Consider the following 22898-nt stretch of genomic DNA (forward strand, 5'->3'; position numbering starts at 1 on the left):
GGCATGCCGGGATCGGCATGAACGGTCGCGCATTGATATCGACAATGACGGCGGCCCATTCGCGGCTGCCAGGAGACGGACTTGAAACAACCAGAAGACCAGTTGCATCGAGGGCTGGAAGAGCGGCACATCAACCTGATGGCGCTCGGCGCGACGATCGGCGTCGGCCTGTTCCTTGGCTCGGCCAGCGCGATCCGCGTCGCCGGCCCGGCCATCCTGCTGACCTACCTGCTGGGCGGCATCGCGATTTTCCTGATCATGCGCGCGCTCGGCGAGATGGCGATCGCCAATCCCGTCGCCGGCGCGTTCAGCCGCTACGCACGCGACTACCTCGGGCCGCTCGCCGGCTACCTGACCGGCTGGACCTACTGGTTCGTGTGGATCGTCACCTGCATGGCGGAAATCACGGCGGTCGGCGTCTACATGCACATGTGGTTCCCCGGCGTGCCGAACTGGATCTGGGCGCTCGCGGCGCTCATGGCGATGGGCTCGGTGAACTTCATCGCGGTCAAGCTGTACGGGGAATTCGAGTTCTGGTTCGCGCTGATCAAGATCGTCACGATCGTGCTGATGATCATCGGCGGCGGGTTGATGATCGCGTTCGGCATCGGCAACGGCGGTGTCGCGATCGGCCTGTCGAACCTGTGGGCGCACGGCGGGTTCATGCCGAACGGCATCAACGGCGTGGTCGCCGCGTTGCCGATCGTGATGTTCGCGTATCTCGGCGTCGAGATGCTCGGCCTCACCGCCGGCGAGGCGCGCAACCCGGAGAAGTCGCTGACGAAGGCCGTGAACTCGGTGTTCTGGCGCGTGCTGATTTTCTACATCGGTGCGCTGTTCGTGATCATGTCGCTGTATCCGTGGGACCAGATCGGCACCCAGGGCAGCCCGTTCGTGATGACGTTCTCGCGGCTCGGCATCCCGGCGGCGGCCGGCATCATCAATTTCGTCGTGCTGACCGCGGCGCTGTCGTCGTGCAACAGCGGCCTGTTCAGCACCGCGCGGATGCTCTACAACCTCGCGCATCAGGGCCAGGCGCCGAGCAAGCTCGGCCAGGTCAATCGCAACGGCGTGCCGGTGTACGGCGTGATCGTGTCGGTCGCGCTGCTGCTGATCGGCGTGCTGCTCAACTATCTCGCGCCGCAACACGTGTTCACGTGGCTCACGTCGGTGTCGACGTTCGGCGCGATCTGGACCTGGTGCGTGATCCTGATCGCGCAGATGCGCTTTCGCCGCACGCTGTCGGCCGACAAGATCGCGCGCCTGCCGATCCGCGTGCCGTTCTATCCGCTCGGTTCGTTCGTCGCGCTCGGCTTTCTCCTGCTGGTCGTCGTGCTGATGGCGTTCACGCCCGACACGCGCGTCGCGCTCGTGATCGGGCCGGTGTGGATCGTGCTGCTCGGCATCACGTATGCGCTGTTCTACGCGAACCGGCCGGCGGCATCGGTGCCGACGAAGTCGTAAGCAGCACGGGCAGGGGGCCGCGTGACCTTGATCACGATCATGCACGCGCGGGCCGGACGACCTATGCTGGACGAATCGATTGTCCGCGCTTCGCGTGGCAACCCGCCGATCCCCGTGACCGCCGCGACCGCGGCGGTGGTCCGGCCGCCGTGCGCCGCTTCCGCGCGAAGCTCCCGTCGTCGTTCCGCGGCGACGCGCACGCACGGAGGCCTTCGCCATGCAGCCTGCCCAGCCCATCCCGACGCTTGCGCGGATCGCGCTGGCCGTCGATCCGACGCCCGAATCGCTGTCCGCCGCGCGCTATGCGCGCACGCTGCTGCGTCCCGGCATGCGATTGCGCATCGTCTGCGCCATCGACAACCCGCGCCTCGTATTGCCCGACATCCCGCGCATCGACGCACTGCTGACGTCCGCGCGCGAGGACCTGATGCGCGACGCGCAAGCCATCAACGAACGGATCGCGGCGATGTTCGCCGGCAGCGGTGTCGAGGTCGAGCAGGCGGTCATCGATACGTCGGTGACGGGCGGCTCGGTGGCCGATGCCCTGGTGAGCGATACGTCGGCATGGAACGCGGACGTGCTGGTGGTCGGCGCGAATCCGCATCACGGGCTGCTACGGCTCGTCGAAGGCGCGATGTCGGACACGTTGACGACACGCGTGCGCTGCGCGCTGCTGATCGTGCCGGCCGCCTACGTCCGGCCGTCGGACGGCGGCCTGCAGCGGCTGATGTTCGCGGTCGACGGCAGCGAGCCGTCGCTGCACGCGGTGCGCGTCGGGCTCGGCTTCGCGACGCCGACGACGTTGCTGTACGCGGCCTACGTGATCGATCGCGCGGTTCGTCTGACGGATATCGTGCCGGTGCGCGCGCTCGAGGATGCGTATCGCGCGGAGGGCGAGGATGCGCTCGCGAAGGTCGGTCCGCTGTTCCATGCAACCGGGAACCCGAGCAAGCGCGGCGTCGTCGAAACCCGCCCGACCAGCGACGACGTGGCCCATGCGCTGATGCGCGACGCCGTGCACTGGCGCGCCGAACTACTGGTGGTCGGCACGCATGGCAGGCGCGGCATCGCCGCCTGGCTGATCGGCAGCGTGGCGCGCCGCATTGCGCATCTCGCACAGGTGCCGGTGCTGCTCGTGCGCGATACCGAATAATTCGCACGGTGTCGCGATCGAAGCACGCTTGACTTGACCTGCATCAGAAATCGCGCGCTTCGCGCGTGAGACATTGACGGAACATCCGGCAACCCAGCCGGTCTGTCGTGCATGTACCGCACGGCCACGCCGCAACACGCACGCGTGTTGATGGCCGTGATCGACGGTGCATGCACAGCGGTGACATCTATTTCCGGAGCCGCAACGTGCGATGCACGGTGCGTCATCCGACCGGGAACTCTCTGGCACGAGGGTAGGCAACCACGGTTGCCTTGGAGGACGGGCGGGGTGCAAGTCACCCCGTCCGCTTTCCGCGTTCGTGTTGTAGTTGGCCCCGTCTGATTTGCCTTCCCCGCAGGTATCGTCGTCATGGCGGCCGTGTCGAACGGCGCGTCATGACGCGCGATGGCGCGCGGTGGCGCCGATGCGGATCGGTAACGCTCGCGGCAGGCGCGCCGCTCGCTGTGGTACAGGCGCGGCGTGCGGCACGCGTTGCCGGCGTCGTGAGATGCTCAGCGCGTTGCGCGCACGGCGTGCCGCACAACGGCTGCCTGCATGCTCAGGTGAAGCGAAGCACCGACCGCAGGTCGTGCCGCCGGCCGGGCGCACGGCGCACCCGCTGACGCTGACGCCCGACATGCAGTGGCGCGCACGCGCCGCACGTGCGGTTGCGCAGGCGGTTCGCGTGCGGCCAGCCGGGGCGCGCCTTGCGACGTGGCTCGGCATCGGCCGGCGCGGCGGGTGCGGCCCGCGCGCAGAGTGCCGCGGCGAACCGTTGCAACGCGAGCACCGAGCCCGCGACGCTCTGGTACTTTTCGCGGCCGATCTGTCCGTCGAGCGTCACGAGCAATCCGGCTTCGCGTGCAAGCGCGAGCAAGGTGTCGATATTGTCGGCCGGCCGATTGCCCGCCGATACGGCCTGGGCGGGCAGGGCGCGCGCTTTGCCCGACGCGCGCCGCTGGCCGTCCCGGCCCGGTAAGTTGCGATGTGCCATGGTTGGTCTCCTGCGCCAGGCCCCGCATGCCGGCTCGACGGCCGGCTGAGCGATGACCCGTATGAACGTTTCGTCCATGTCACCAGTATCGTGTCGCGCCCGTGCGCTGCCAAGCAGCGCGCGCTGAAGTCGCTGTCAGGTATTGCGCGGCGCCTATCGGAATCCGCTGACACGCCGATCGGCAGATCGGCCGTTCCGGCGACGCGCCGGCCCGTTCGTTCGGACGAATGGGAGCGCGTGGAGGAGATCGCTTGACGCATGATTTCGGCCGGTCTAACTTCGGCAGTGCATCGGCGTCGGGCGGCGTTCCATCGTCAGCCTGTGTCAGCCGGTGCCGCGCCCCGGGGTGGCGTGGCAGGGCTTTCAGTCTCGTTCGCGGGCAGTTTGCGCCGCGAACCTTGCGCGGCCGGTTCGGGGACGGATCGGCATGGCGGCATGCAACGTGCCGTTGATCGCGCACAAACATGCGCCGGCGCATCGCACGCCGTGCCGCCGTTCAGCCTTTAAGCTTCCGGTACCTTCTTCTTTTCGTTCCTCGCCGTCAGGAGTCCGTCGATGTCCAAGGACAGTTTGCTCGATTCACTCAAGGAAGCCGCCAAACAGCGCGCGATCGGTTCGGATCAGTTGCGCGCGATGCTCGAGGACGAAGTCCGCGTGCTGTCGTCCGACGCGCGGGTGCACGATTACATCCACGTATTCGCGATCCGGCACCTGCGCGAACGGATGCGCCGGCAGGACGATCTCCACGACGACACGCGTGCCGATGCGCCATCCGCGGACGCCGATCCGCGTCCGAGCCATCGCCTGTGACGGGCGAGCGCCGCGGCGGATGCCGCGGACGTGACACGATCCGTCGCCGGGCCAGGGCCGGATCCTGATCGACATTCATGCTTGGGTCGACAGCGAACCGGCCCGTTTCAGCGCTTCTTGATCGCCGTGCCTGGGGCCGACGGTGCCGTCGTCGCGTCCGGGCGCGGTGTGCGCACGGCGTCGGTGCAACTCGGTCATCCTGACGAGCGGCCGACAACCGGCGTTGCGTTTCGTCATACTTTCACTGAATTGTCACAGCGGCCTCAAGTAAGCGGCGCGATTGCCGTTTACCCGGTGAATTCGTCCACCGGGCGTTCGCGCTCCCTTACCGAGTCGTTGCCATGTTCTCGTCCATCCGCGCCCGCATCCTTGCCGCGTGCGTCGCCATTGTCGTATTCGCGCTGGTCGCCACCACGCTCATCAACTATTTCATCGCGCGCTCGTACAACAACGATGCGATCGACCGCAACCTGACCTCCGTCGCCAGCGGCCACGTGGTCGGGATCGCCGACTGGGTCGCCACCCGGAGCCGGATGATCGCGTCGCTCCAGGATGCCGCACTGACGCCCGATCCGCTGCCGGTGTTCAAGCAGATGGCCACGGCCGGCGGTTTCACGAACGTCTACGCGGGCTACGCCGACAAGACGTTCCACTTCTCCGACCCGACCGGCATTCCGCCCGACTACGATCCGACCGGCCGCCCGTGGTACAAGCAGGCCGCGCAGGCCGGCAAGCCGGTCGTCACGCCGCCGTACGTCGACGCCGGCACGGGCAACCTCGTCGTCACGTTCGCGGTACCGATCCTGCGTGACGGCGCGGTGAAGGGCGTCGTCGCAGCGGACGTCGCGATGGACACCGTGATCGCGAACGTGAAGTCGATCCGTCCGACGCCGGCGAGCTTCGGGATGTTGATCGACAGCACCGGCCACGTGGTTGCCCACCCGGACCCGAAGCTCACGCTGAAGCCGGTCGGCGACGTGTCGCCCGAACTCGGCGCGACGAACGGCGCGACGATCGCGGCCGCGGCCGCGCCCGTCGAGGTGACGGTCGGCGGCGACGCGAAGCTGGTGCGCGCGCGCCCCGTGCCGGGCACGGACTGGTACGCGCTGGTGCTGCTCGACAAGAACGAGGCGACGGCCGGGATGCGCTCGCTGCTGACCGCGTCGCTGATCACGCTGCTCGTGATCGTCGGCGTGGCGTCGCTGATCATCGGCGCGATCACCGCGACCGCGTTCCGCCGCCTGTCGCAAGTGCGCCAGGCCATGGCCGCGATCGGCTCGGGCGCCGGCGACCTGACGCAGCGCCTGCCGGCCGACGGACGTGACGAAGTGGCCGACATCGCCCGCTCGTTCAACAGCTTCGTCGACAAGCTGAACGACGTGATGCGACAGATTCGCGATGCGAGCGAATCGGTGCGCACGGCCGCGAACGAGATCGCGGCGGGCAACCAGGACCTGTCGTCGCGCACCGAATCGGCGGCGGCGAGCCTCGAGGAAACGGCCGCGTCGATGGAAGAGATCACCGCGACGGTGGGTCAATCGGCCGCCGCCGCCGGCCAGGCCGACGAACGCGCGGCGGCCGCGTCCCGGATCGCGTCGCACGGCGGCGTGGTCGTGTCGGACGTCGTCGCGACGATGGAGAAGATCGAGGAAGCCTCGGGCCGCATCGGCGACATCATCGGCGTGATCGACGGGATCGCGTTCCAAACCAACATCCTCGCATTGAACGCGGCCGTCGAAGCGGCGCGCGCGGGCGAGCAGGGCCGCGGCTTCGCGGTCGTCGCGCAGGAAGTGCGCAGCCTCGCGCAACGCAGCGCGCAGGCCGCACGCGAAGTGAAGGTGCTGGTCGAATCGACGGTCGCGAGCGTGTCGGCCGGCTCCGGGCAGGTGCGTCAGGCGGGCGACACGATGCGCGAGATCGTGTCCAACGTGGCGAACGTGACGACGATCATCTCCGAGATCACGCACGCGGCGAACGAGCAGACGCGCGGCATCCAGGAAGTGAATCGCGCGGTCACGCAGCTCGACGAAATGGTGCAGCAGAACGCGGCGCTCGTCGAACAGTCGACCGCCGCCGCGACGGCCTTGCAGTCGCAGGCGAACGCGCTGGCGACCACCGTCGGGCGGTTCAAGGTCGCTTGACGCGGTGCGTGGGAAAGACGGCCGCGCCGCTCAGGAGTGGCCGTTGTCGCGCATCAGCGCGAGCCGGTTGTAGAGCGTTTTCAGGCTGATCCCGAGCGCTTTCGCGGCGCGCGGCTTGTTGCCGTCGAAGTGGCGCAGCGTGGCCGCGATGAAGCGCTGCTGCGCATGGTGCAAGGTCGCGCCGAGCGGCAGCGCCATCGTGTTCTCCGACAGGCGCTCGGGCGGCATCGCCGGCTTCGGCAGCGTGACGTCGATGCCTTCATCCGCCAGGATGTACGCGCGCTCGATCGTGTTGTGCAGCTCGCGGACATTGCCGGGCCACGAATACGCGCGCAGCGCGGCGATCGCCGCGTCGGTCAGCCGCTTGTGCGCGTGGTGCCGCGCGTTGAGCGCGTCGACGAATTCCAGTGCGATCGTCTCGATGTCGCTGTCGCGCTGGCGCAGCGGCGGCACGTACAGCGCAAACGCGGCGAGACGATAGAACAGGTCCTCGCGCAGCCGGCCGTCGCGCACGGCTTCGGCCGGGTTGTGGCGCGTGGCCGACACGATGCGCACGTCGAGCGCAATCGGCTCGGTGCCGCCCACCCGGACGATCACGTTCGATTCGATCGCCCGCAGCAACTTCACCTGCAATGACGCGGGCATTTCCGCGATCTCGTCGAGCAGCAGCGTGCCGCCGCGCGCGGCTTCGAAGAACCCTTCGCGCTGCGCAATGGCACCCGTGAAGCTGCCTTTCTCGTGCCCGAACAATTGCGATTCCGCGATATCGGGTGGAATCGCGCCGCAGTTCACGGGGACGAACGGGCCGTCGCGCCGGGCACTGAGATCGTGCAGCCGGCGTGCGACGATATCCTTGCCGACCCCGCTTTCGCCGGCAATCATCACGCTGGCGCGGGTCGGGGCGATCTTCTCGATGCGGCCGAGCAACGTGCGCATCGCGGCGGACCGGCCGGACAACTGGCGGCCGTCTGCACGTTGCTTCGACCGGTTGGCGGTTTCTCCCATTGGCATGGATCGGTATTGGCGGTGCCGTTTTGAAAATCGGCACCACGCACTCCGTTGATTGCAATATTTTCATCGACAGCAAAACGACCACGAAGGTGCCGCGAAATAGAAATTTCCAATGCGCGCGGCGGGGACAGAAGAGACAGACCATCGACTCCTGACGCGCATCGCGGCCTCTCCGTGTCATCCAGGGTCGTATCGGTGCTTTTTTACAGAATTCCGATGAAAAATCCGGTCGTGACTATTTTGCGTTGATGCGGCGCGCGACACCGGCCGGTGCTCAGCCTGTTACGGCGCACCCGACAGCCCGGGAGTCAGCCTGGCGGCCAACCATGGCCCGCGCTGGGCATGCCGCTTGCGGATGCCGCCAGGCTCGCCCGGCACGCTCGACGGCAGGCCGGATGCTCGACTTGCGGCATGACGCCGTGCGACCGGAGCCGGCGCGAGGCAAGGATGCAATGAGGACCCTGACCCGTGAGCTGTTACGGCAGGGTGCATGGATCGTGCTGGCCGTCGGGCTGGCGTCCGCGCTGCAGGCGTGGGCGGTTCGCGTCGTCGGCGAGCACGCGCCATTTGCGCCGCTGCCCTTTTATGCAGGCGTTGCGGCTGTCGCCTGGCTGACATCGTTCGGCGGTGGGCTGGCCGCGGCCGCGTTGAGCGTGGCCGTGATCGGCACGCTGTGGTGGCGTGATGCGCCGCTGGCCGCGTTGCTCGTGCAGGCCGGCGCATTCGTCGCGATCAGCTTCGTCGAGTGCGTGCTCGTGACGGCCGTGAAGCCGCTGCTCGCGAACGATCGTCTGCGCGAACCCGATGACGACGCTGCTGCCCGCGAGCCGCATCGCGAGCCGGCGCCGGCCGCACGCGTGCCGGTACCCGACGAGCGCCTGCTGCGCCGTGTGGTCGACGCTTCGCCCGATGCGATCGTCGGGGTCGATGTCGCACGCCGGATCACGAGCTGGAATCCGGCCGCGCGGCGGATCTTCGGCATCGACGCAACGCAGGCCGCCGGGCGCGACGTCGCCGCGATGATCGCGCCACGCTGGTTGCGGCGCCATCCGTTGCCCACGTCGTTCGCGAACCTGCACGCGCCGGTCGGTCCGCTCGACGTGCTCTGCGTGCGACGCGACGGGAGCCGTTTTCGGGCGACCTTCGCCGCTTCGCCGATGGTCGATGCGCAGGGCAACTGCACGGGCCTGTCGATGACGCTGCGCGACGCGCACGAACGACGCCGCGGCGAGCGGCGCAACCTGCGCTCGCTGCGCGGCGCGCGCGACGCACGCGCCCAGGCGGACACGTCGAACCGGCTGAAGGACGAACTGCTGGCCACGGTGTCGCACGAGCTGCGCACGCCGCTGAACGTGATCTACGGCTGGGTCGAGGTGCTGCGCAACGTCGACGGCCAGGGGCTCGCGCAACAGGCCGTCGACGCGATCGACCGCAGCGCGCGGTCGCTGTCGCACATGGTGGCCGACCTGCTCGATGCGTCGTCGCTCGCGACCGGCCGGTTGCGCCTCGAGCGCGTGCCGGTCGATCTCGTGCGGGTCGTGCGCGATGCCACGCGTGAGCTCGACGCGACGGCACGGGCGAGCGGGCTCGAGCTGTCGACCGAATGCGCGATGCCGGCCTGCGTGATTCCGGCGGACCGCGAGCGCGTGCGCCAGCTCCTGTCGAACCTGTTGTCGAACGCGATCAAGTTCACGCCGCCGGGCGGGCGCATCGTCGTGTCGCTGGCCCGGGCCGGCGAGCGCGTGCGGCTGTCGGTCGCCGATACGGGGCAGGGCATTGCGCCGGAATACCAGCCGCACCTGTTCGAGACGTTCAGCCGGCCCGAACGCGCATTCGCGTCGCCGGAGCGCGGCCTCGGGCTCGGCCTGTCGATCGTGCGCAACATCGCGCAACTGCACGGTGGCGTTGTCGTGGCGACGAGCGCGGGTACCGGGCGCGGGACGACCGTCACGGTCACGCTGCCGGCTGGCTGGGACGTTGACGATCCGGCCGACAACCTGCTGCAGGCAGCGGGCACGCCGGACCCGGTGACGCTCGACGGCCAGCGCGTGCTGGTCGTCGACGACGACGCGACATCGCGCGCGAGCCTCGCCGCGGCCCTCGAGACGATGGGCGCGCAGGTATCGACCGCGCAGTCGGGGCACGACGCGCTCGACGCGGTGGAACGGCAGGCGCCGAACGTCGTGCTGTCGGATCTCGCGATGCCGGACGGTGACGGCTTCTGGCTGCTCGACCGCATCCGTCATTTGCCGGGCAGCAGCGGGCATCTGCCCGTCGTCGCGGTCACGGCCCACGCCGGCAACGCCGACCGGCACCGCGTGATGGCGGCCGGGTTCGACGCGTACCTGCGCAAGCCGGTGGACATGCCGACGCTGGCGAGCGTGATCGCGGACGTCGCGCCGGACGCCGCGCCCGATCGGAAAGGGCGTGGCCGATAGCGGCCGGCGTGGCGGCTCGCCGGGTCATGACGAAGGGAAGCGGCGCGATCGACGCAACGGCGCCCGCGCGGTCGGCTCGCTCCGTCGCGACACACGGAGGTTCGGATGAAAACGAATCGGATTCATCGGCCGGCGGCGATCGCGCTGGCCGCGAGCGTCGGCGCATCAATCACCATACTCGCGCATGCGCAGGCGTTACCGGCTTCGTCGGCCCAGGTCGTGCCGGGCGTCATCCGCCCCGGCACGACGCCCGACGAGGCCGGCATGACCCAGCGGCCGACCGGTGTCGATGCGGAATTCGTCGACAAGGCCGGCATGATCGGCAAGGTGGCGCGGCAGGCCAGCCAGCTCGCGCTCGACCGCTCGTCGAACCCCAACGTGAAGGCGTTCGCGCGCCGGCTGGTCGACGATCACGGGCGGCTCGCCGACGAATTGCGGCAGCTTGGCGCGACCAAGGGCGTACCGGTTCAGTCGCGGATGCTCGTCGATCCGGCCGTGACCGCGTTGCGAACCAAGGAAGGGCATGCGTTCGACACGGCCTATGTCGCGGTGGCAGGCCCGCGCGCGCATGAAGATGCGATTCGGCTGTACGAAACGGAAGCGCGCGACGGCCGCGATCCGCAGCTTCGCGCGTTCGCGGCCCGCGCGTTGCCGACGCTGAAGGCGCACCTGGCCGCCGCCCGCCAACTCTCGCAGACGGTGGCGGCCGCACACTGAGCGCCGATCCGCGCTACCGCTTGCCCCCGTCGGGGCTTTCAGGCGCTTCGGGGCCGCCCGGCGACGCCTCGTAAGGCGGGGAGTCGAGCGCCGTTTCTCCTTCCTCGATCAACCAGTACGGCGAACTGCCGTAGTACGCATGCAGCGCCTCGGCCCACGCCGGATCGGCCATGGCGGGCCAGCGGTTCCTGTCGAAGCCGGGGGCTTCGCGCACGCGTTCGGTGGGGACAGGCAGCACGAAGCATTGGCGCTCGACGTCGAGTACCAGCACGTTCCACGGCACCGCGAGCAGCTTGTCGCCGCCCCCCGGCGCGCTGCCAGACGACACGACCGCATACGCGATCCGGCCGGCGCGCACGTCGAGCATGATGTCGGCGACCTGGCCGATGTCGTCGCCATCCATCGTCAGCACGCGATCGCCTTCGAGCGTGCGGGCGGCCATCACGTCGGGCCCTGGCCCGCCGCCGGCCGCGCGGCGGTTGCTGCCGACGATGCGCGTGTCGTTACGCGACGGTCTGTCCGTTGTCATCGAACACCTCCTGGTCGAAGCGGCACCCGGGCGGGCCACGTGGTATCAACGGGCGCCGGTCAGCGCCGGCGCGGCAGCGACACGTCCTCGAGCGTATTGGCCAGTTCGTCGCGCTCGGGGCCGCCCGCGCGCGTCGCGATGTCGCCGAGCGACACGATGCCGACCAGCCGCCGGTTGCGGTCGAGCACCGGCATCCGATGCAACTGCACGTCGGCCATCCGCTGCTGGACGTCGCCGACACCGTCGTCCTCGACGCACCACTGCACGGGTTGGGACGCGACCGCCTGCACGGGCGTATCGGACGAATGGCCGTGTGATAGTCCGCGCACCGCGAGGTCGCGGTCGGTCACGATCGCGACGAGTTCGGCGCCGTCGCAAACGGGCAGCACGCCGATATCGAAGCGCCGCATCAGTTCGGCCGCGTGGCGAATCGTGTCGGTCGGCGCGACGCACACCACGTCGCGCGACATGATCTCGGTGACGCGATACATGAAGGTCTCCTTCGTGAGCCAGACTATCGGGGAGCAGATGGCGTGCCGCGCGCGAGCCGCACACGCCGAGCCTCGGCAAATGCAGGCCGCTATCAGCGTGAACGGGCCTCGCCGGCCAGGCGACGGAGAAATTTGCCAGCCCGCTTGTACATCTTCCACGGCCGCCGCCGCGAAGGGGCGGGGCACGACGTCAGTGGCCGATGCCCGTCATCGCGACGATCGCGAGCACCACCGCGCTTTCGATCGCTGCCAGCGCGGCGACGCCGGCGGCGCCGCTGACTTCATGCCATCTGCGTTCAAGGCGTTTCATCAGATCAACTCCGGATTGCTCCGGCACGCCGCTGCGCCGCTGCGCAGCGCGGGCCGGGTGCCGCCGTCAGCCGTGATCGCGGGGCGGTGAAGGGACGTGCGGCGAGCGGCGTTCGTGCTCGCCGGACGGCTTGGCAGGATCGATACGGGTCGCGCCGCCCACGGCGGGCGGGTCGCTGGCCGGGAACGTCTCCTCGAGGCCCTCGTCGATGCGCTCCTCCGTCTTGTCTTTGGACGGCGGGCGCGACGTGGCGAGCCAGAGCAGTCCGGCAGCCGGTGACACGGCGTCGTGGCGGCCGGGGGCGTGAACGGTCATGGTCGAACCTCCTTGGTCATGGATACACGCGCAAGCGCCATGCCCGCGCGGGCCGACGGCACGACGCTTGCGCGTGGGCGACACCGCACGGGGCGCGGCGCAACCACGCTGCGCCGTCGGCGTGGACAAGAGGACATCGTGATGAATGCAGCCAGGGAAAGGATACGTTACGACGCGAACGTATGCGGCGGCGATTTCGCCCACGTGCGCGAGCGTTTCGACACGTGGAAGCGCGAGTCGCTGGTCTATCGGCCCGAGCGGCGGATGTTCGACGGCAAGGACGAGGTACGCGAACTGAACGACACCGTCTACGACGGCCCCGAGCGCGCGCAGCGGGCGCTCGTCGCCGAATGCAGGCCGTCCGACCGGTTCGCGCTCGCGGCACGGCTGACCGCGGAAGGCCGCACGATGTGGCTGGTGATGGCGGCCTACGACGACTGAGCGCACGACGGCGTCCGGCCGGAATGGGCAATCGGGCGCGCAGGAGCGGGCACGCCGCTTGCGCGCGGTGCCGGCGCCATCGAGATGCGCGCGCCGTCGCGCAGGAGAGACATGAACACGCCATCCAAGCTGCATCGCCCCGAGCCGACGACGCCCGATGTCGACCCGGATCCGCCGCCGCCCGGGCACGACGATCCCGTCGATCCGCCCGTGCCGGATGGGCTGCCGCAAGGCGACCCGCCGTCGCAGCCGCCACCGATGCGGATGCCGGGAGGCGGTGCATCACAACCGTCCGCGCGAACACTGAAAAAAGGAGGACCCTCATGGACATTCACGTGCAATCGCCAGACAAGCGCGCGATCGCTCAGGTGCTGGGCCGCTATTTCGAATCGCGCTCGCTGCACTATCACATCGAGGAATTGCCGGGCGGCGTGCTGCAGATCGGCTTTCGCGCCAGCGGCCGCCCGGCCGCCGTCACCGTGTCGTTCGACGATGCCGCGTACGACACCTATACGCACTGGGATGCAAGCCAGAAACAGCTCGCGCTCGGTCGGCTCGCCGACGGTTTCTCGCGGATGATGTCGACGCGCAGTCCGGCCGCACTGGCCGGCGACTATCACGTCGAGCGATTCTGATTCCATCCCGCTTCACCGGACTGTCCCGCGTACGGCAAAGTGCCCGCACGCAGCGGGCGCTTTGCGTCCGTGCGTGTGTCGCGTAGGATGTCCGTTAATTCAGCGCACGCTACGTTCGCGCCGCAGGCTGCCAGCCGCTGCAGCCGAAGAGGCGCAATGCGCTCCTTTACTTCGGGTTCGTTTCGCGCAACCGACGGGGACCTTGATGACTGTTGCTCGCTCTTTGCTGTCACCCGGCGCACGCCGGTTCGTTTCCGCGGTGTCGGCCAGCGCGGCGCTTGCCGCTGTTGGCGCCCGCGACGCGTCGGCCCAGACGCCTTCACCGCTCGGCGAGTGGCAATACTCGGCGGGCGTGCCGCTCCAAAAACTGTTCGAGCCGAACGTCTCCACCTGGGATATCAGCATGGGCGCCGCGATGACGCTGCAGCCACGCTATGCGGGCTCCGATCGCTATCGCGTGATGGGCGGCCCGACGGTCGATATCCGCTATCGCGACCTGTTCTTCCTGTCGACCGGCGAAGGGCTCGGCGCGAACGTGCTGCGCGGGCCGAACTGGCGCGTGAGCCTGTCCGTCGGTTACGACCTCGGACGCCGCTCGGCCGACGACATCCAGCACCTGAACGGCCTCGACAACATCAACGCGGCGCCGGTGATGAAACTCGCGGCCGATTACGTGATCTCGAAGGAATTTCCGCTCGTGCTGCGCGCGGATGTCCGGCGCAGCATCGGCGGCTCGAATGGCTGGGTCGGCGATTTTTCCGCATACATGCCGCTGCCGGGCAGCAACGAGCATTTCTTCTGGTTCGCGGGGCCGACCGTGTCGTTCGCCGATTCGCGCTACATGAACAGCTGGTTCGGCGTGAGCCCGGGCGCTGCCGCGCGTTCCGGGTTGCCGGCCTATTCGTCGGGGGCCGGGCTCAAGTCGGTCGGCGCGGGCGTGACGATGGCCTGGTTCGTGAACAAGCACTGGTTCGTGACGATCGACGGCGCGCTCGAGCAACTCGTCGGCCGCGCCGCGCACAGCCCGATCACGCAGCAGAGGACCAACGGCGTGTTCGACATGTCGGTGAATTACCAGTTCTGAGCGGGGGGCCGGGGAGCCAATCGCCGACGGGGCGTGCGGCAGTTGCCGTCACATTTGATATGATTCCGACCTGTACAAATGTACAGTGATCAATCCCCGTGACACCTGCATCGCCGACGCCCCCGGCGTTTTACTACCTGACCAATTTCGAACGCGCGCTCGCCTGGCTCGGCGCGCGTTACGGCGACCTGTTCGACGAACACGAGCACGCGTTCGTCCGCCAGTTCGCGACGCTGCCGCAGGCGTCGCGCGCGCTGCTCGTGCGGATGCTGATGCGCAACGGGTCCGACTTCCGCGCCAGCAAGCTCGTCTACGACGAAATCGGCTGCGCGCTTGACGCGGTCGCGCCGCTCGTCGCACTCGGCTGGGTCGATCCGGCGCCTGCGCTGACGCTCGACGAACTGTTCGCGCTGTCGACCAAGGCCGATCTGCTGCGCATCTTCCCGGCACTCGCCGCGCATGCGGGCGAGCGCAAGCCCGAATGGCTCGAGCGGCTGCGGCCCGCGCACGACGTCGCGCAACCGCTCGACGCGTGGTGCGCGCAGGCCGGCGACCGCGTGTTGCGCGTGACGGTCGGCGCGCTGTGCGACCGGTTGCGCCTGATGTTCTTCGGCAATCTCCATCAGGACTGGAGCGAGTTCGTGCTCGCCGATCTCGGCGTGTTCCAGTACGAAAGCGTGCCGATCGCGCCGTCGTCGCGCGCGTTCCAGCAGCGCGGCGACGTCGATGCGTATCTCGCGCTGCAGACCTGCCGCGACGCGCTCGGCGCGTGGCCCGACGATCTGCCGTTCGACGACCTGGTGCGCGCGATCGACGCGGTTGGCTGCACCCAGCCGTGGCTTGCGACGCGTCGTGCGAAGCTGCTGTTCGCGCTCGGGCAGACGTGTGAGCGCCGGGCCGACTGGGACGGCGCGCTCGACGCGTATGCGCGCAGTGCATGGCCCGGCAGCCGCCATCGGCGCATCCGTGTGCTCGAACGCTGCGGGCGTGACGACGAGGCGCTCGCGCTGGCGCTCGCCGCGCGCGGCGGCTTCGAGAGCGACGAGGAGCGCCAGCGTGTCGAGCGGATGCTGCCGCGCCTGCAGCGCCGGCTCGGCCAGCGCGTCGAACGCGCTGCCGCGGCGGCCGACGTGCCGCGAGAGACGCTCGTGATCACGCGCCCCGATGCGTTCGTCAGTGTCGAATTCGCGGTGCGCGACCATCTTGCGCAACCGGCTTCGCCGGTCCACTACGTCGAAAACACGCTGATCAATTCGCTGTTCGGGCTGCTGTGCTGGGAGCCCGTGTTCGCCGCGGTGCCCGGTGCGTTCTTCCACCCGTTCCAGCGCGGCCCCGCCGATCTGCACGCACCCGATTTCGTCGCGCGTCGTGCGGAAGCGTTCGCCGCGTGCTTTGCGCAGCTCGATTCGGGCGCCTATCGCGACACGATCCGCCGGCATTTCGCGACGAAGGCCGGACTGCAATCGCCGTTCGTGTTCTGGGGCGTGCTGACGGACGCGTTGCTCGACGAGGCGCTCGCGTGCCTGCCGCCCAAGCACCTGCGGCTGTGGTTCACGCGCCTGCTCGCGGATATCCGCAGCAACCGCTCGGGGTTGCCCGATCTCGTCCGTTTCTGGCCCGGCGAGCGCCGCTACGAACTCATCGAGGTGAAAGGCCCCGGCGACCGCCTGCAGGACAACCAGACGCGCTGGCTCGCGTACTGCATCGCGCACGGCATGCCGGTGCGCGTGATCGATGTCGAGTGGGCCGGCGAGGGCGTCGCGCACGCCGAAGCGGCGGGGCTGTCCGCATGAGCTATGTCGTCGCGGTGCGGGCGATGTGCGAGTTCACCGCGCGACGCGGCGACCTCGACCTGCGCTTCACACCTGCGCCGACCGCGCTCGAAGGCATCGCCGGCCACGGTGCGGTCACGTCGAATCGCGGCGCCCGCTACGAAACCGAGATCGCGCTGACGGGCACCTGGGGCACGCTCACCGTGCGCGGCCGCGCGGACGGCTACGACCCGGTGGCAAACCGTCTCGAGGAAATCAAGACCTATCGCGGCAGCCTCGATGCGATGCCCGACAACCACCGCGCGCTGCACTGGGCGCAGGCAAAGGTCTACGCACACCTGATGTGCGACGCGCGCAGCCTCCCGGAAATCGACGTCGCGCTCGTCTATTTCGACATCGTGTCCGAGCGCGAGACGGTGCTGACGCAAACGCTGGGCGCGGCCGAGCTTGCGATGTTCTTTGCCGAGCAGTGCGCGTGCTTCGTCGGCTGGGCCGAGCGCGAGACGGCCCATCGCGCGGCGCGCGATGCGGCGCTGCGCGCGCTGGCGTTTCCGCACGGTCAGTTCCGCAGTGGCCAGCGCGAGCTGGCGGTGGCCGTCTATCGCGCGGCACGCGACGAGCGGTGCCTGATGGCGCAGGCGCCGACCGGCATCGGCAAGACGCTCGGCACCGTGTTTCCGCTGCTGAAGGCCTGCGGCGAGGGCGAGCTCGATCACGTGTACTTCCTGACCGCGAAGACACCCGGCCGCGCGCTCGCGCTCGAAGCGGCGACGACGCTCGGCGCCGGCACGCCGGCGCTGCCGCTGCGCGTGCTGGAACTCGTCGCGCGCGACAAGGCGTGCGAGCATCCGGACAGCGCATGCCACGGCGAATCGTGTCCGCTCGCGAAAGGCTTCTACGACCGTCTGCCGGCCGCGCGCGATGCGGCCATCGAGGCCGGGCTGCTCGACCGCGAGACCGTGCGCGCAGCGGCGCTCGCGCACGACGTCTGCCCGTACTACCTGTCGCAGGAGCTCGCGCGCTGGTCCGACATGGTGATCGGCGACTACAACTACTACTACGACGGCAGCGCGATGCTGCACACGCTTGCGCAGCAGAACCAGTGGCGTGTCGGCGTGCTCGTCGACGAAGCGCACAACCTGCTCGATCGCGCGAGGAAGATGTACAGCGCATCGCTCGATCCGTTCGCGTTCGCGGCGGCCCGCGAGATTGCGCCTGCGGCGCTGCGCAAGGCGTTCGACCGGCTCGCCCGCGCCTGGGGCTCGGTCAGCCGCGCGCAAGCCGAGCGCTATGCCGCGTATCCGGAGATCCCGGGCCCGATCGTGTCGGCCGTGCAGAACCTCGTCGCGGCAATCGGCGAACACCTGGCCGACGCGCCGCGCGCGAACGGCGATGCGCTGCTGCGGTTTCATTTCGAGGCGATCCAGTTCGGCGTGCTGGCCGAGGCGTTCGACAGCGCGTCGATCTTCGACGCGACGCTGCACGGCGAACCGATGCCGCGCCAGCCGGCGCTGGACGGCGTGGCGTCGGCCGGCCGCCGGCGCCGCGTCCAGTCGACGCTGTGCGTGCGCAACGTGATTCCGGCCGGCTTTCTCGCGCCGCGCTACGAGGCCGCGTGCGCGACCGTGCTGTTCTCGGGCACGCTGAGCCCGTTTCATTTCTATCGCGACACGCTCGGGTTGCCCGGCGACACGGGCTGGCTCGACGTCGACGGGCCGTTCCGCGCCGAGCAACTCACGGTGCGCGTCGCAAGCCACGTGTCGACGCGCTGGCGCGACCGCGACCGTTCGCTCGAACCGATCGCCGACCTGATCGCCGCGCAATACGCGACGCGGCCCGGCAACTACCTCGGCTTCCTGAGCAGCTTCGACTACCTGGGGCGCGTGGTCGCGCTGATGCAGACGCGGCATCCGGACGTGCCCGTCTGGGCACAGGCGCCCGGCATGGCGGAAAGCGAGCGCGACGCCTTTCTCGCCCGCTTCGACGCAGGCGGGCGCGGCGTCGGCTTCGCGGTGCTGGGCGGGGCATTCTCGGAAGGCGTGGACCTGGTCGGCGAGCGCCTGATCGGCGCGTTCATCGCGACACTGGGGTTGCCGCAGGTCAACGACGTCAACGAGCAGATGCGGCGCGCGATGGACGCGCGCTTCGGCAACGGCTACGACTACATGTACCTGTACCCGGGCTTGCAGAAGGTCGTGCAGGCGGCCGGGCGCGTGATCCGCACCGAGTACGACGAAGGTGTCGTGCACCTGATCGACGACCGTTACCGGCGGCGCGAAGTACGCGACCTGCTGCCGCGGTGGTGGCGGATCGGGTGAGACGGACGAGGCGCTGCCGGCAGACTGCCGATTCCGGCAGGTGAGCACCATCCGTCGCGTAGCGAGATCGGGCGGCCGCGGACGCGGCCTGGGTGAGTGCTGCCGCTACAGCACATTCAGCATCGCGAGCGCGGCTTCCTGCAGATGCGGCAGGACGCGCCGCACGGCCGCGTCGGTCGTCTCCGCGCCGATCGGCATGTTGGTGCTCAGCGCGGCGACCACTTCACCGTGACGGTTCTTCAGCGGCACCGCGATCCCGCGCACGCCGACCTGCAATTGCTGTTCGATCGCCGCGAAACCGGCGTCGCGTGCCTGGTCGACCTGTTCGAGCAGGCGCGCCTTGTTGGTGATCGTGTGCGGCGTGAACGGCGGCAGTTCGGTGTCGTCGAGCCACGCGCGCACGGCTTCGCGATCCGGATGATGGGCGAGCAGCACGACGCCGGGCGACGTCAGCGGCGCCGGCACGCGCGCGCCGAGCACGAAGCCGGTCGTCATCACGCGCGACACGCCGTTGCGCGCGATGAACACGAGTTCCCAGTCGTCGAGCACGCTCACGTACGCGGACTCGTTCAGCGATGCGCTCAATTGCTGCAGATAGGGCTGGACCGTGCGCGGCAGGCGGGCCGAATCGAAGTACGACCAGCCGACTCGCAGCACGCGCGGCGTGAGACCGTACAGCTTGCCGTCGGTGTACACGTAGCCGAGTGATTCGAGCGTCAGCAGGTAGCGCCGCGCGGCCGTGCGTGTGAGGCCGGTGCGCGCGGCGGCCTGGGTGGGCGTCATGCGCGCATGCTGGCTGTCGAACGCCTCGAGGATCGCCAGGCCTTTTTCGAGGCCGGCAATCCAGTCGCGTCGGTCGAGTTCGGGCTTTTTCATCGTGGTGAGCAGGCGTCGGAATGCGCGGTAATCGCGCGTGAATGGGCGATTATCGCGCACTTTAAGCGGACTTACGCAAGGCATTCGGGCTGCCGCGCGCGGACGGAAGCAAGCTGACCGAAGCGGAGTTGCGCTCGGAGCCGGGCAACCTGATGGACACGAGTGTCCAGTATCCGTCGTCTCCGCTCGACGAAAGCCTGGCGAAACGCCCAAGCAATCCCGCGCGCGGCGCGACGGCCGTGATGCTCTACGGGTTCGACCACATGGGCGGCGGCGATGTCGATTGCGGGGGAGGCGAGTAAAGCAGGAGGGAGCGGCCGGCGCAGGCGCCGACCGGGTGTGGCGGGTGGTACGGCCGCTCGCAGCGCGTGCGCCGTACCGTCAGGGCTTTATTCGCTGCTCGTCCACTCGACGTTCGCGCCCACCGAGCGCAGGTTCTCGACGAAGTGCGGGTGCGCGCGGCGGATCGGCAGCGCGTTCATGATTTCCGAGCGGCCTTCGATACTCGCGGCCACCATCAGCAGCGCGATCGCGACGCGGATGATGTACGGGCTCTCGACACGCGCCGGCGTCAGTTGCAGCCCGCCGAACGTGATCAGCCGGTGCGGATCGGACAGCAGCACGTGTGCGCCGAACTTCGACAGTTCGCCGGACCAGCCGAGCGCGCCGTCGTACACCTTGTTCCAGAACATCGCGCTGCCTTCCGCACGCACGCCGAGTGCGATGAAGATCGGCAGCAAGTCGACCGGTAGGTACGGCCACGGCGCGGCTTCGACCTTGGTGAGGATGTTCTGCGTGAACGGCCGGCGCACGCGCAGCGGGCCGTCGCGTTCCGCGCGCGACCAGCCGTCGCGGTGCGTGACGGTCACGCCGAACTTCGCGAACGTGCGGTCGATCAACGGGAAATGTTCGGGCGACGAGTTGCGCACCGTGATGTCGCCGCCGGTGATCGCGCCGAGCGCGAGGAACGTCGCGATCTCGTGGAAATCCTCGGCGAAGCGGAACTCGCCGCCGCCGAGCTTGCCGCCGCCCGTCACGCACAGCCGCGACGTGCCGATGCCTTCGATCGCGACGCCGATCATCGCGAGGAACTGGCTGAACTCCTGCACGTGCGGCTCCGACGCGGCGTTCATCAACGTCGACGTGCCGTTGGCGGCCGTCGCGCACAGCGCGAAGTTCTCGGTGGTCGTCACCGACGCGTAGTCGAGCCAGTGGTCGTTGGCCGTCAGCGGGCCGTCGGTGCGGACGATCAGCGAATCGGGCGTGCGTTCGATATGCGCGCCGAAGCGCTCGAACACCTCGACGTGCGGATCGATCTCGCGCACGCCGAGCGTGCAGCCCTTCACGTCGTTCTCGAGGCGCGCGACGCCGAAGCGCGCGAGCAGCGGCGGGATCAGCATGATCGACGAGCGCATCGCTTCCGGCAGCCGGTGTACGGCCGGATCGAATTTCGTGTTGCGATGGTGGAGTTCGAGCAGGCCCGTCGTGAAGTCGACCGACACGTCGCTGCCGAGCGTGCGGAAGATGTCGAGGATCTTGCGCACGTCGGTGATGTCCGGCACGCCGACAAGGCGCAGCGGCTGATCGGTCAACAGGGTGGCGCACAGAATCGGCAGGACGGCGTTCTTGTTCGCGGACGGCTTGATGTCCCCGCGCAGCGGAGTGCCGCCGTGGACGATGAGATTCGACATGATATGGGGGCGTATCGGTGACTGACGTAGGCCCATATGATGCCATTGGTCGGCGGGCGGCGTGGAATGTTCAGAGGGGAAAAGGGGGAATCGACGCGCGTAACTGACAGTGTTTGACGTCGTGCGCTCGAACCCGACGCAGCGGCGCCGTTGCAGGTCATCGTCGAGCCACGCGGGATGGCCGGCCGCGCATCGGGCCGGCCATCCGGTCAGGGTGTTACTGCGCCGCCCGCATCCGCGCGGCGACCACCAGCGAGATCAGGCAGCCGACCGCGAGATAACCGGCGACGAGGTGCCACGAGCCGCCGGCGACGCTGACGAGGCCGACCGCGATGAACGGCGTGAACCCGCCGCCGACCACGCTCGCGAACTGGTAGCCGACGCCCGCGCCGCTGTAGCGGTACTCGGCGCCGAACAACTCGGTAAACAGCGGTTGCTGGACGCTCACGACCATGTCGTGCGCGGCGTTCGCGAGCAGGATCGAGAAGATCACGATCCACGCGACCGACCGCGCTTCCAGCGCGACGAAGAATGGCACCGCGGACGCCAGGCCGATCAGCGCGCCGATCAGGTAGATGCGGCGCAGGCCGTAGCGGTCGGCCAGCCACGCGAAACACGGGATCGTCACGCAGCTCACCGCGCCCACCAGCAGGCCGATGTTCAGGAACAGGTCGCGCGACATGCCGAGGTTCGTCGTCGAATAGCTGAGCGCGAACGCGGTGACGATATACATCGTGAACAGTTCGGCCAGGCGCAGCGCGATGATCAGCAGGAATGCCTTCGGATGGCGCGTGAGCGCTTCCAGCACCGGCAGGCGCAGCTTGCGGTTGCCGTGTTCGACTTTCTCGACGAACTCCTGCGATTCGTCCATGTTCTTGCGCACCCACAGCCCGATCAGCACGAGCACGATGCTGAACACGAACGGCAGGCGCCAGCCCCACGACTTGAATGCGGCCTCGCCGAGCGTGTGGCTCAGGATCGACACGATGCCCGTGGCCAGCACGAGGCCGACGCCGTAGCCGACCTGCACGCCGCTGCTGTAGAACGCCTTCTTCTGCTTCGGCGCGCTTTCGACGGCCATCAGCGCCGCGCCGCCCCATTCGCCGCCGACCGCGAAACCCTGGATCGCGCGCATCAGCACCAGCAGCACGGGCGCCCACCAGCCGATCGTCGAGAACGCCGGCAGCAGGCCGATCGCGACCGTCGACAGCCCCATCAGCATCACGGTCAGCACCAGCATCCGCTTGCGGCCGAGCCGGTCGCCGTAGTGGCCGAACACGACGCCGCCGAGCGGCCGGAACAGGAAGCCGACGCCGAAGGTCGCGAACGCCGCGAGCGTGCCCATCGTCGGGCTGACTTTCGGGAAGAACTCGGAATTGAATACCAGCGCGGCGACGATCCCGTACAGCAGGAAGTCGTACCAGTCGACGACGGCGCCGACGAAGCTGCCGATCGCGGCCTTGCGGGCCTGGCTGCGCGCGCGGGCGCCGGCTGCGGCGTCGAGGGTGTCGAAGGTTGGGGTCATGGCGATGTCTCCTGGCACGGCGCATCGTGGAATCGTGGCGGCGCCGCGTCCGATGCTGCATTGAAGTCGATGAGTGAACGGAGAATAGGGCGCGCGCCGCACGGCGGCAATTGGCCAATCGGACAGAGTGCGCGATTATCGTTCAAGTCCGTGCGATTATCGAACGCTTTTCGGGTTTGCACT

The 22898-nt window shown here is 68.8% G+C and carries 19 protein-coding genes and 1 pseudogene; 12 read left to right on the forward strand and 8 right to left on the reverse strand.

Annotated features, from left to right (window positions below):
* Positions 1 to 81 precede the first annotated feature (81 nt).
* Both CFB34_RS10775 and CFB34_RS10780 read left to right on the forward strand, forming a co-directional pair.
* Positions 82 to 1464 (forward strand): amino acid permease, encoded by a 1383-nt coding sequence (locus CFB34_RS10775; protein WP_089442506.1) that lies wholly within the window; start codon positions 82 to 84, stop codon positions 1462 to 1464.
* A gap of 217 nt (positions 1465 to 1681) precedes the next feature.
* Positions 1682 to 2617, forward strand: a complete 936-nt coding sequence (locus CFB34_RS10780; RefSeq protein WP_089442505.1) for a universal stress protein — start codon at positions 1682 to 1684, stop codon at positions 2615 to 2617.
* A 559-nt stretch (positions 2618 to 3176) separates the two neighbouring features.
* On the opposite strand, the gene CFB34_RS10785 is transcribed toward CFB34_RS10780, so the two are convergent.
* Positions 3177 to 3611 carry a hypothetical protein gene (locus tag CFB34_RS10785; protein WP_089442504.1) on the reverse strand — a complete coding sequence of 145 codons (435 nt, stop codon included), beginning with the start codon at positions 3609 to 3611 and terminating at the stop codon, positions 3177 to 3179.
* A gap of 555 nt (positions 3612 to 4166) precedes the next feature.
* On the opposite strand from CFB34_RS10785, the gene CFB34_RS10790 reads away from it, so the two are divergent.
* Complete coding sequence (locus CFB34_RS10790; RefSeq protein WP_089442503.1) at positions 4167 to 4421, forward strand: DUF3562 domain-containing protein; 255 nt, start codon at positions 4167 to 4169, stop codon at positions 4419 to 4421.
* 341 nt (positions 4422 to 4762) lie between these two features.
* Positions 4763 to 6562, forward strand: coding sequence for a methyl-accepting chemotaxis protein (locus tag CFB34_RS10795; protein WP_089442502.1), 1800 nt, complete (start codon positions 4763 to 4765; stop codon positions 6560 to 6562).
* A gap of 30 nt (positions 6563 to 6592) precedes the next feature.
* Here CFB34_RS10795 and CFB34_RS10800 read toward each other — a convergent pair.
* A pseudogene (locus CFB34_RS10800) lies at positions 6593 to 7640 on the reverse strand (sigma-54 dependent transcriptional regulator).
* A 385-nt stretch (positions 7641 to 8025) separates the two neighbouring features.
* Here CFB34_RS10800 and CFB34_RS10805 point away from each other — a divergent pair.
* Together CFB34_RS10805 and CFB34_RS10810 are read left to right on the forward strand one after the other, a co-directional pair.
* Positions 8026 to 10011 (forward strand): ATP-binding protein, encoded by a 1986-nt coding sequence (locus CFB34_RS10805; RefSeq protein ID WP_089442500.1) that lies wholly within the window; start codon positions 8026 to 8028, stop codon positions 10009 to 10011.
* 105 nt (positions 10012 to 10116) lie between these two features.
* A complete protein-coding gene (locus tag CFB34_RS10810) occupies positions 10117 to 10728 on the forward strand; it encodes a DUF4142 domain-containing protein (protein WP_089442499.1) in 612 nt (203 codons plus the stop codon).
* A 13-nt stretch (positions 10729 to 10741) separates the two neighbouring features.
* Here CFB34_RS10810 and CFB34_RS10815 read toward each other — a convergent pair whose 3' ends face one another.
* The 3 genes from CFB34_RS10815 to CFB34_RS10825 all read right to left on the reverse strand — a co-directional run bounded on the left by CFB34_RS10815 (position 10742) and on the right by CFB34_RS10825 (position 12373).
* A complete protein-coding gene (locus tag CFB34_RS10815; RefSeq protein ID WP_089442498.1) occupies positions 10742 to 11257 on the reverse strand; it encodes a PRC-barrel domain-containing protein in 516 nt (171 codons plus the stop codon).
* Between the two features lie 59 nt (positions 11258 to 11316).
* The gene (locus CFB34_RS10820) at positions 11317 to 11748 is read right to left on the reverse strand and encodes a CBS domain-containing protein (RefSeq protein ID WP_089442497.1); all 432 of its coding nucleotides are present in this window, start codon (positions 11746 to 11748) and stop codon (positions 11317 to 11319) included.
* 376 nt (positions 11749 to 12124) lie between these two features.
* On the reverse strand, positions 12125 to 12373 hold the full coding sequence (locus CFB34_RS10825; protein ID WP_069251558.1) for a hypothetical protein: 249 nt from the start codon (positions 12371 to 12373) through the stop codon (positions 12125 to 12127).
* Positions 12374 to 12514: 141 nt separating this feature from the next.
* On the opposite strand from CFB34_RS10825, the gene CFB34_RS10830 reads away from it, so the two are divergent.
* The 5 genes from CFB34_RS10830 (at position 12515) to CFB34_RS10850 (ending at position 18623) form a co-directional block, all read left to right on the forward strand.
* Positions 12515 to 12814 carry a hypothetical protein gene (locus tag CFB34_RS10830; RefSeq protein WP_089442745.1) on the forward strand — a complete coding sequence of 100 codons (300 nt, stop codon included), beginning with the start codon at positions 12515 to 12517 and terminating at the stop codon, positions 12812 to 12814.
* A gap of 323 nt (positions 12815 to 13137) precedes the next feature.
* Positions 13138 to 13449, forward strand: a complete 312-nt coding sequence (locus CFB34_RS10835) for a hypothetical protein (RefSeq protein WP_089442496.1) — start codon at positions 13138 to 13140, stop codon at positions 13447 to 13449.
* 205 nt (positions 13450 to 13654) lie between these two features.
* A complete protein-coding gene (locus CFB34_RS10840; RefSeq protein ID WP_089442495.1) occupies positions 13655 to 14533 on the forward strand; it encodes a MipA/OmpV family protein in 879 nt (292 codons plus the stop codon).
* A 98-nt stretch (positions 14534 to 14631) separates the two neighbouring features.
* Positions 14632 to 16326 (forward strand): VRR-NUC domain-containing protein, encoded by a 1695-nt coding sequence (locus CFB34_RS10845; RefSeq protein ID WP_089442494.1) that lies wholly within the window; start codon positions 14632 to 14634, stop codon positions 16324 to 16326.
* Positions 16323 to 18623, forward strand: coding sequence for an ATP-dependent DNA helicase (locus CFB34_RS10850; protein ID WP_089442493.1), 2301 nt, complete (start codon positions 16323 to 16325; stop codon positions 18621 to 18623). The genes CFB34_RS10845 and CFB34_RS10850 overlap by 4 nt, the downstream gene beginning before the upstream one ends.
* Before the next feature lie 105 nt (positions 18624 to 18728).
* On the opposite strand, the gene CFB34_RS10855 is transcribed toward CFB34_RS10850, so the two are convergent.
* Entirely contained in the window at positions 18729 to 19499 is a 771-nt protein-coding gene (locus CFB34_RS10855; RefSeq protein ID WP_089427504.1) for an IclR family transcriptional regulator C-terminal domain-containing protein, read from the reverse strand.
* Between the two features lie 152 nt (positions 19500 to 19651).
* Between CFB34_RS10855 and CFB34_RS10860 the strand changes: the two genes are divergently transcribed.
* The gene (locus tag CFB34_RS10860) at positions 19652 to 19801 is read left to right on the forward strand and encodes a hypothetical protein (protein WP_242808591.1); all 150 of its coding nucleotides are present in this window, start codon (positions 19652 to 19654) and stop codon (positions 19799 to 19801) included.
* Positions 19802 to 19888: 87 nt separating this feature from the next.
* On the opposite strand, the gene CFB34_RS10865 is transcribed toward CFB34_RS10860, so the two are convergent.
* Positions 19889 to 21190 (reverse strand): UDP-N-acetylglucosamine 1-carboxyvinyltransferase, encoded by a 1302-nt coding sequence (locus CFB34_RS10865; protein WP_023477875.1) that lies wholly within the window; start codon positions 21188 to 21190, stop codon positions 19889 to 19891.
* Positions 21191 to 21407: 217 nt separating this feature from the next.
* Positions 21408 to 22715 (reverse strand): shikimate transporter, encoded by a 1308-nt coding sequence (shiA, locus tag CFB34_RS10870; RefSeq protein WP_089442492.1) that lies wholly within the window; start codon positions 22713 to 22715, stop codon positions 21408 to 21410.
* Positions 22716 to 22898 lie beyond the last annotated feature (183 nt).

It is taken from the genome of Burkholderia sp. HI4860 (assembly GCF_002223045.2).
Classification (GTDB): domain Bacteria; phylum Pseudomonadota; class Gammaproteobacteria; order Burkholderiales; family Burkholderiaceae; genus Burkholderia.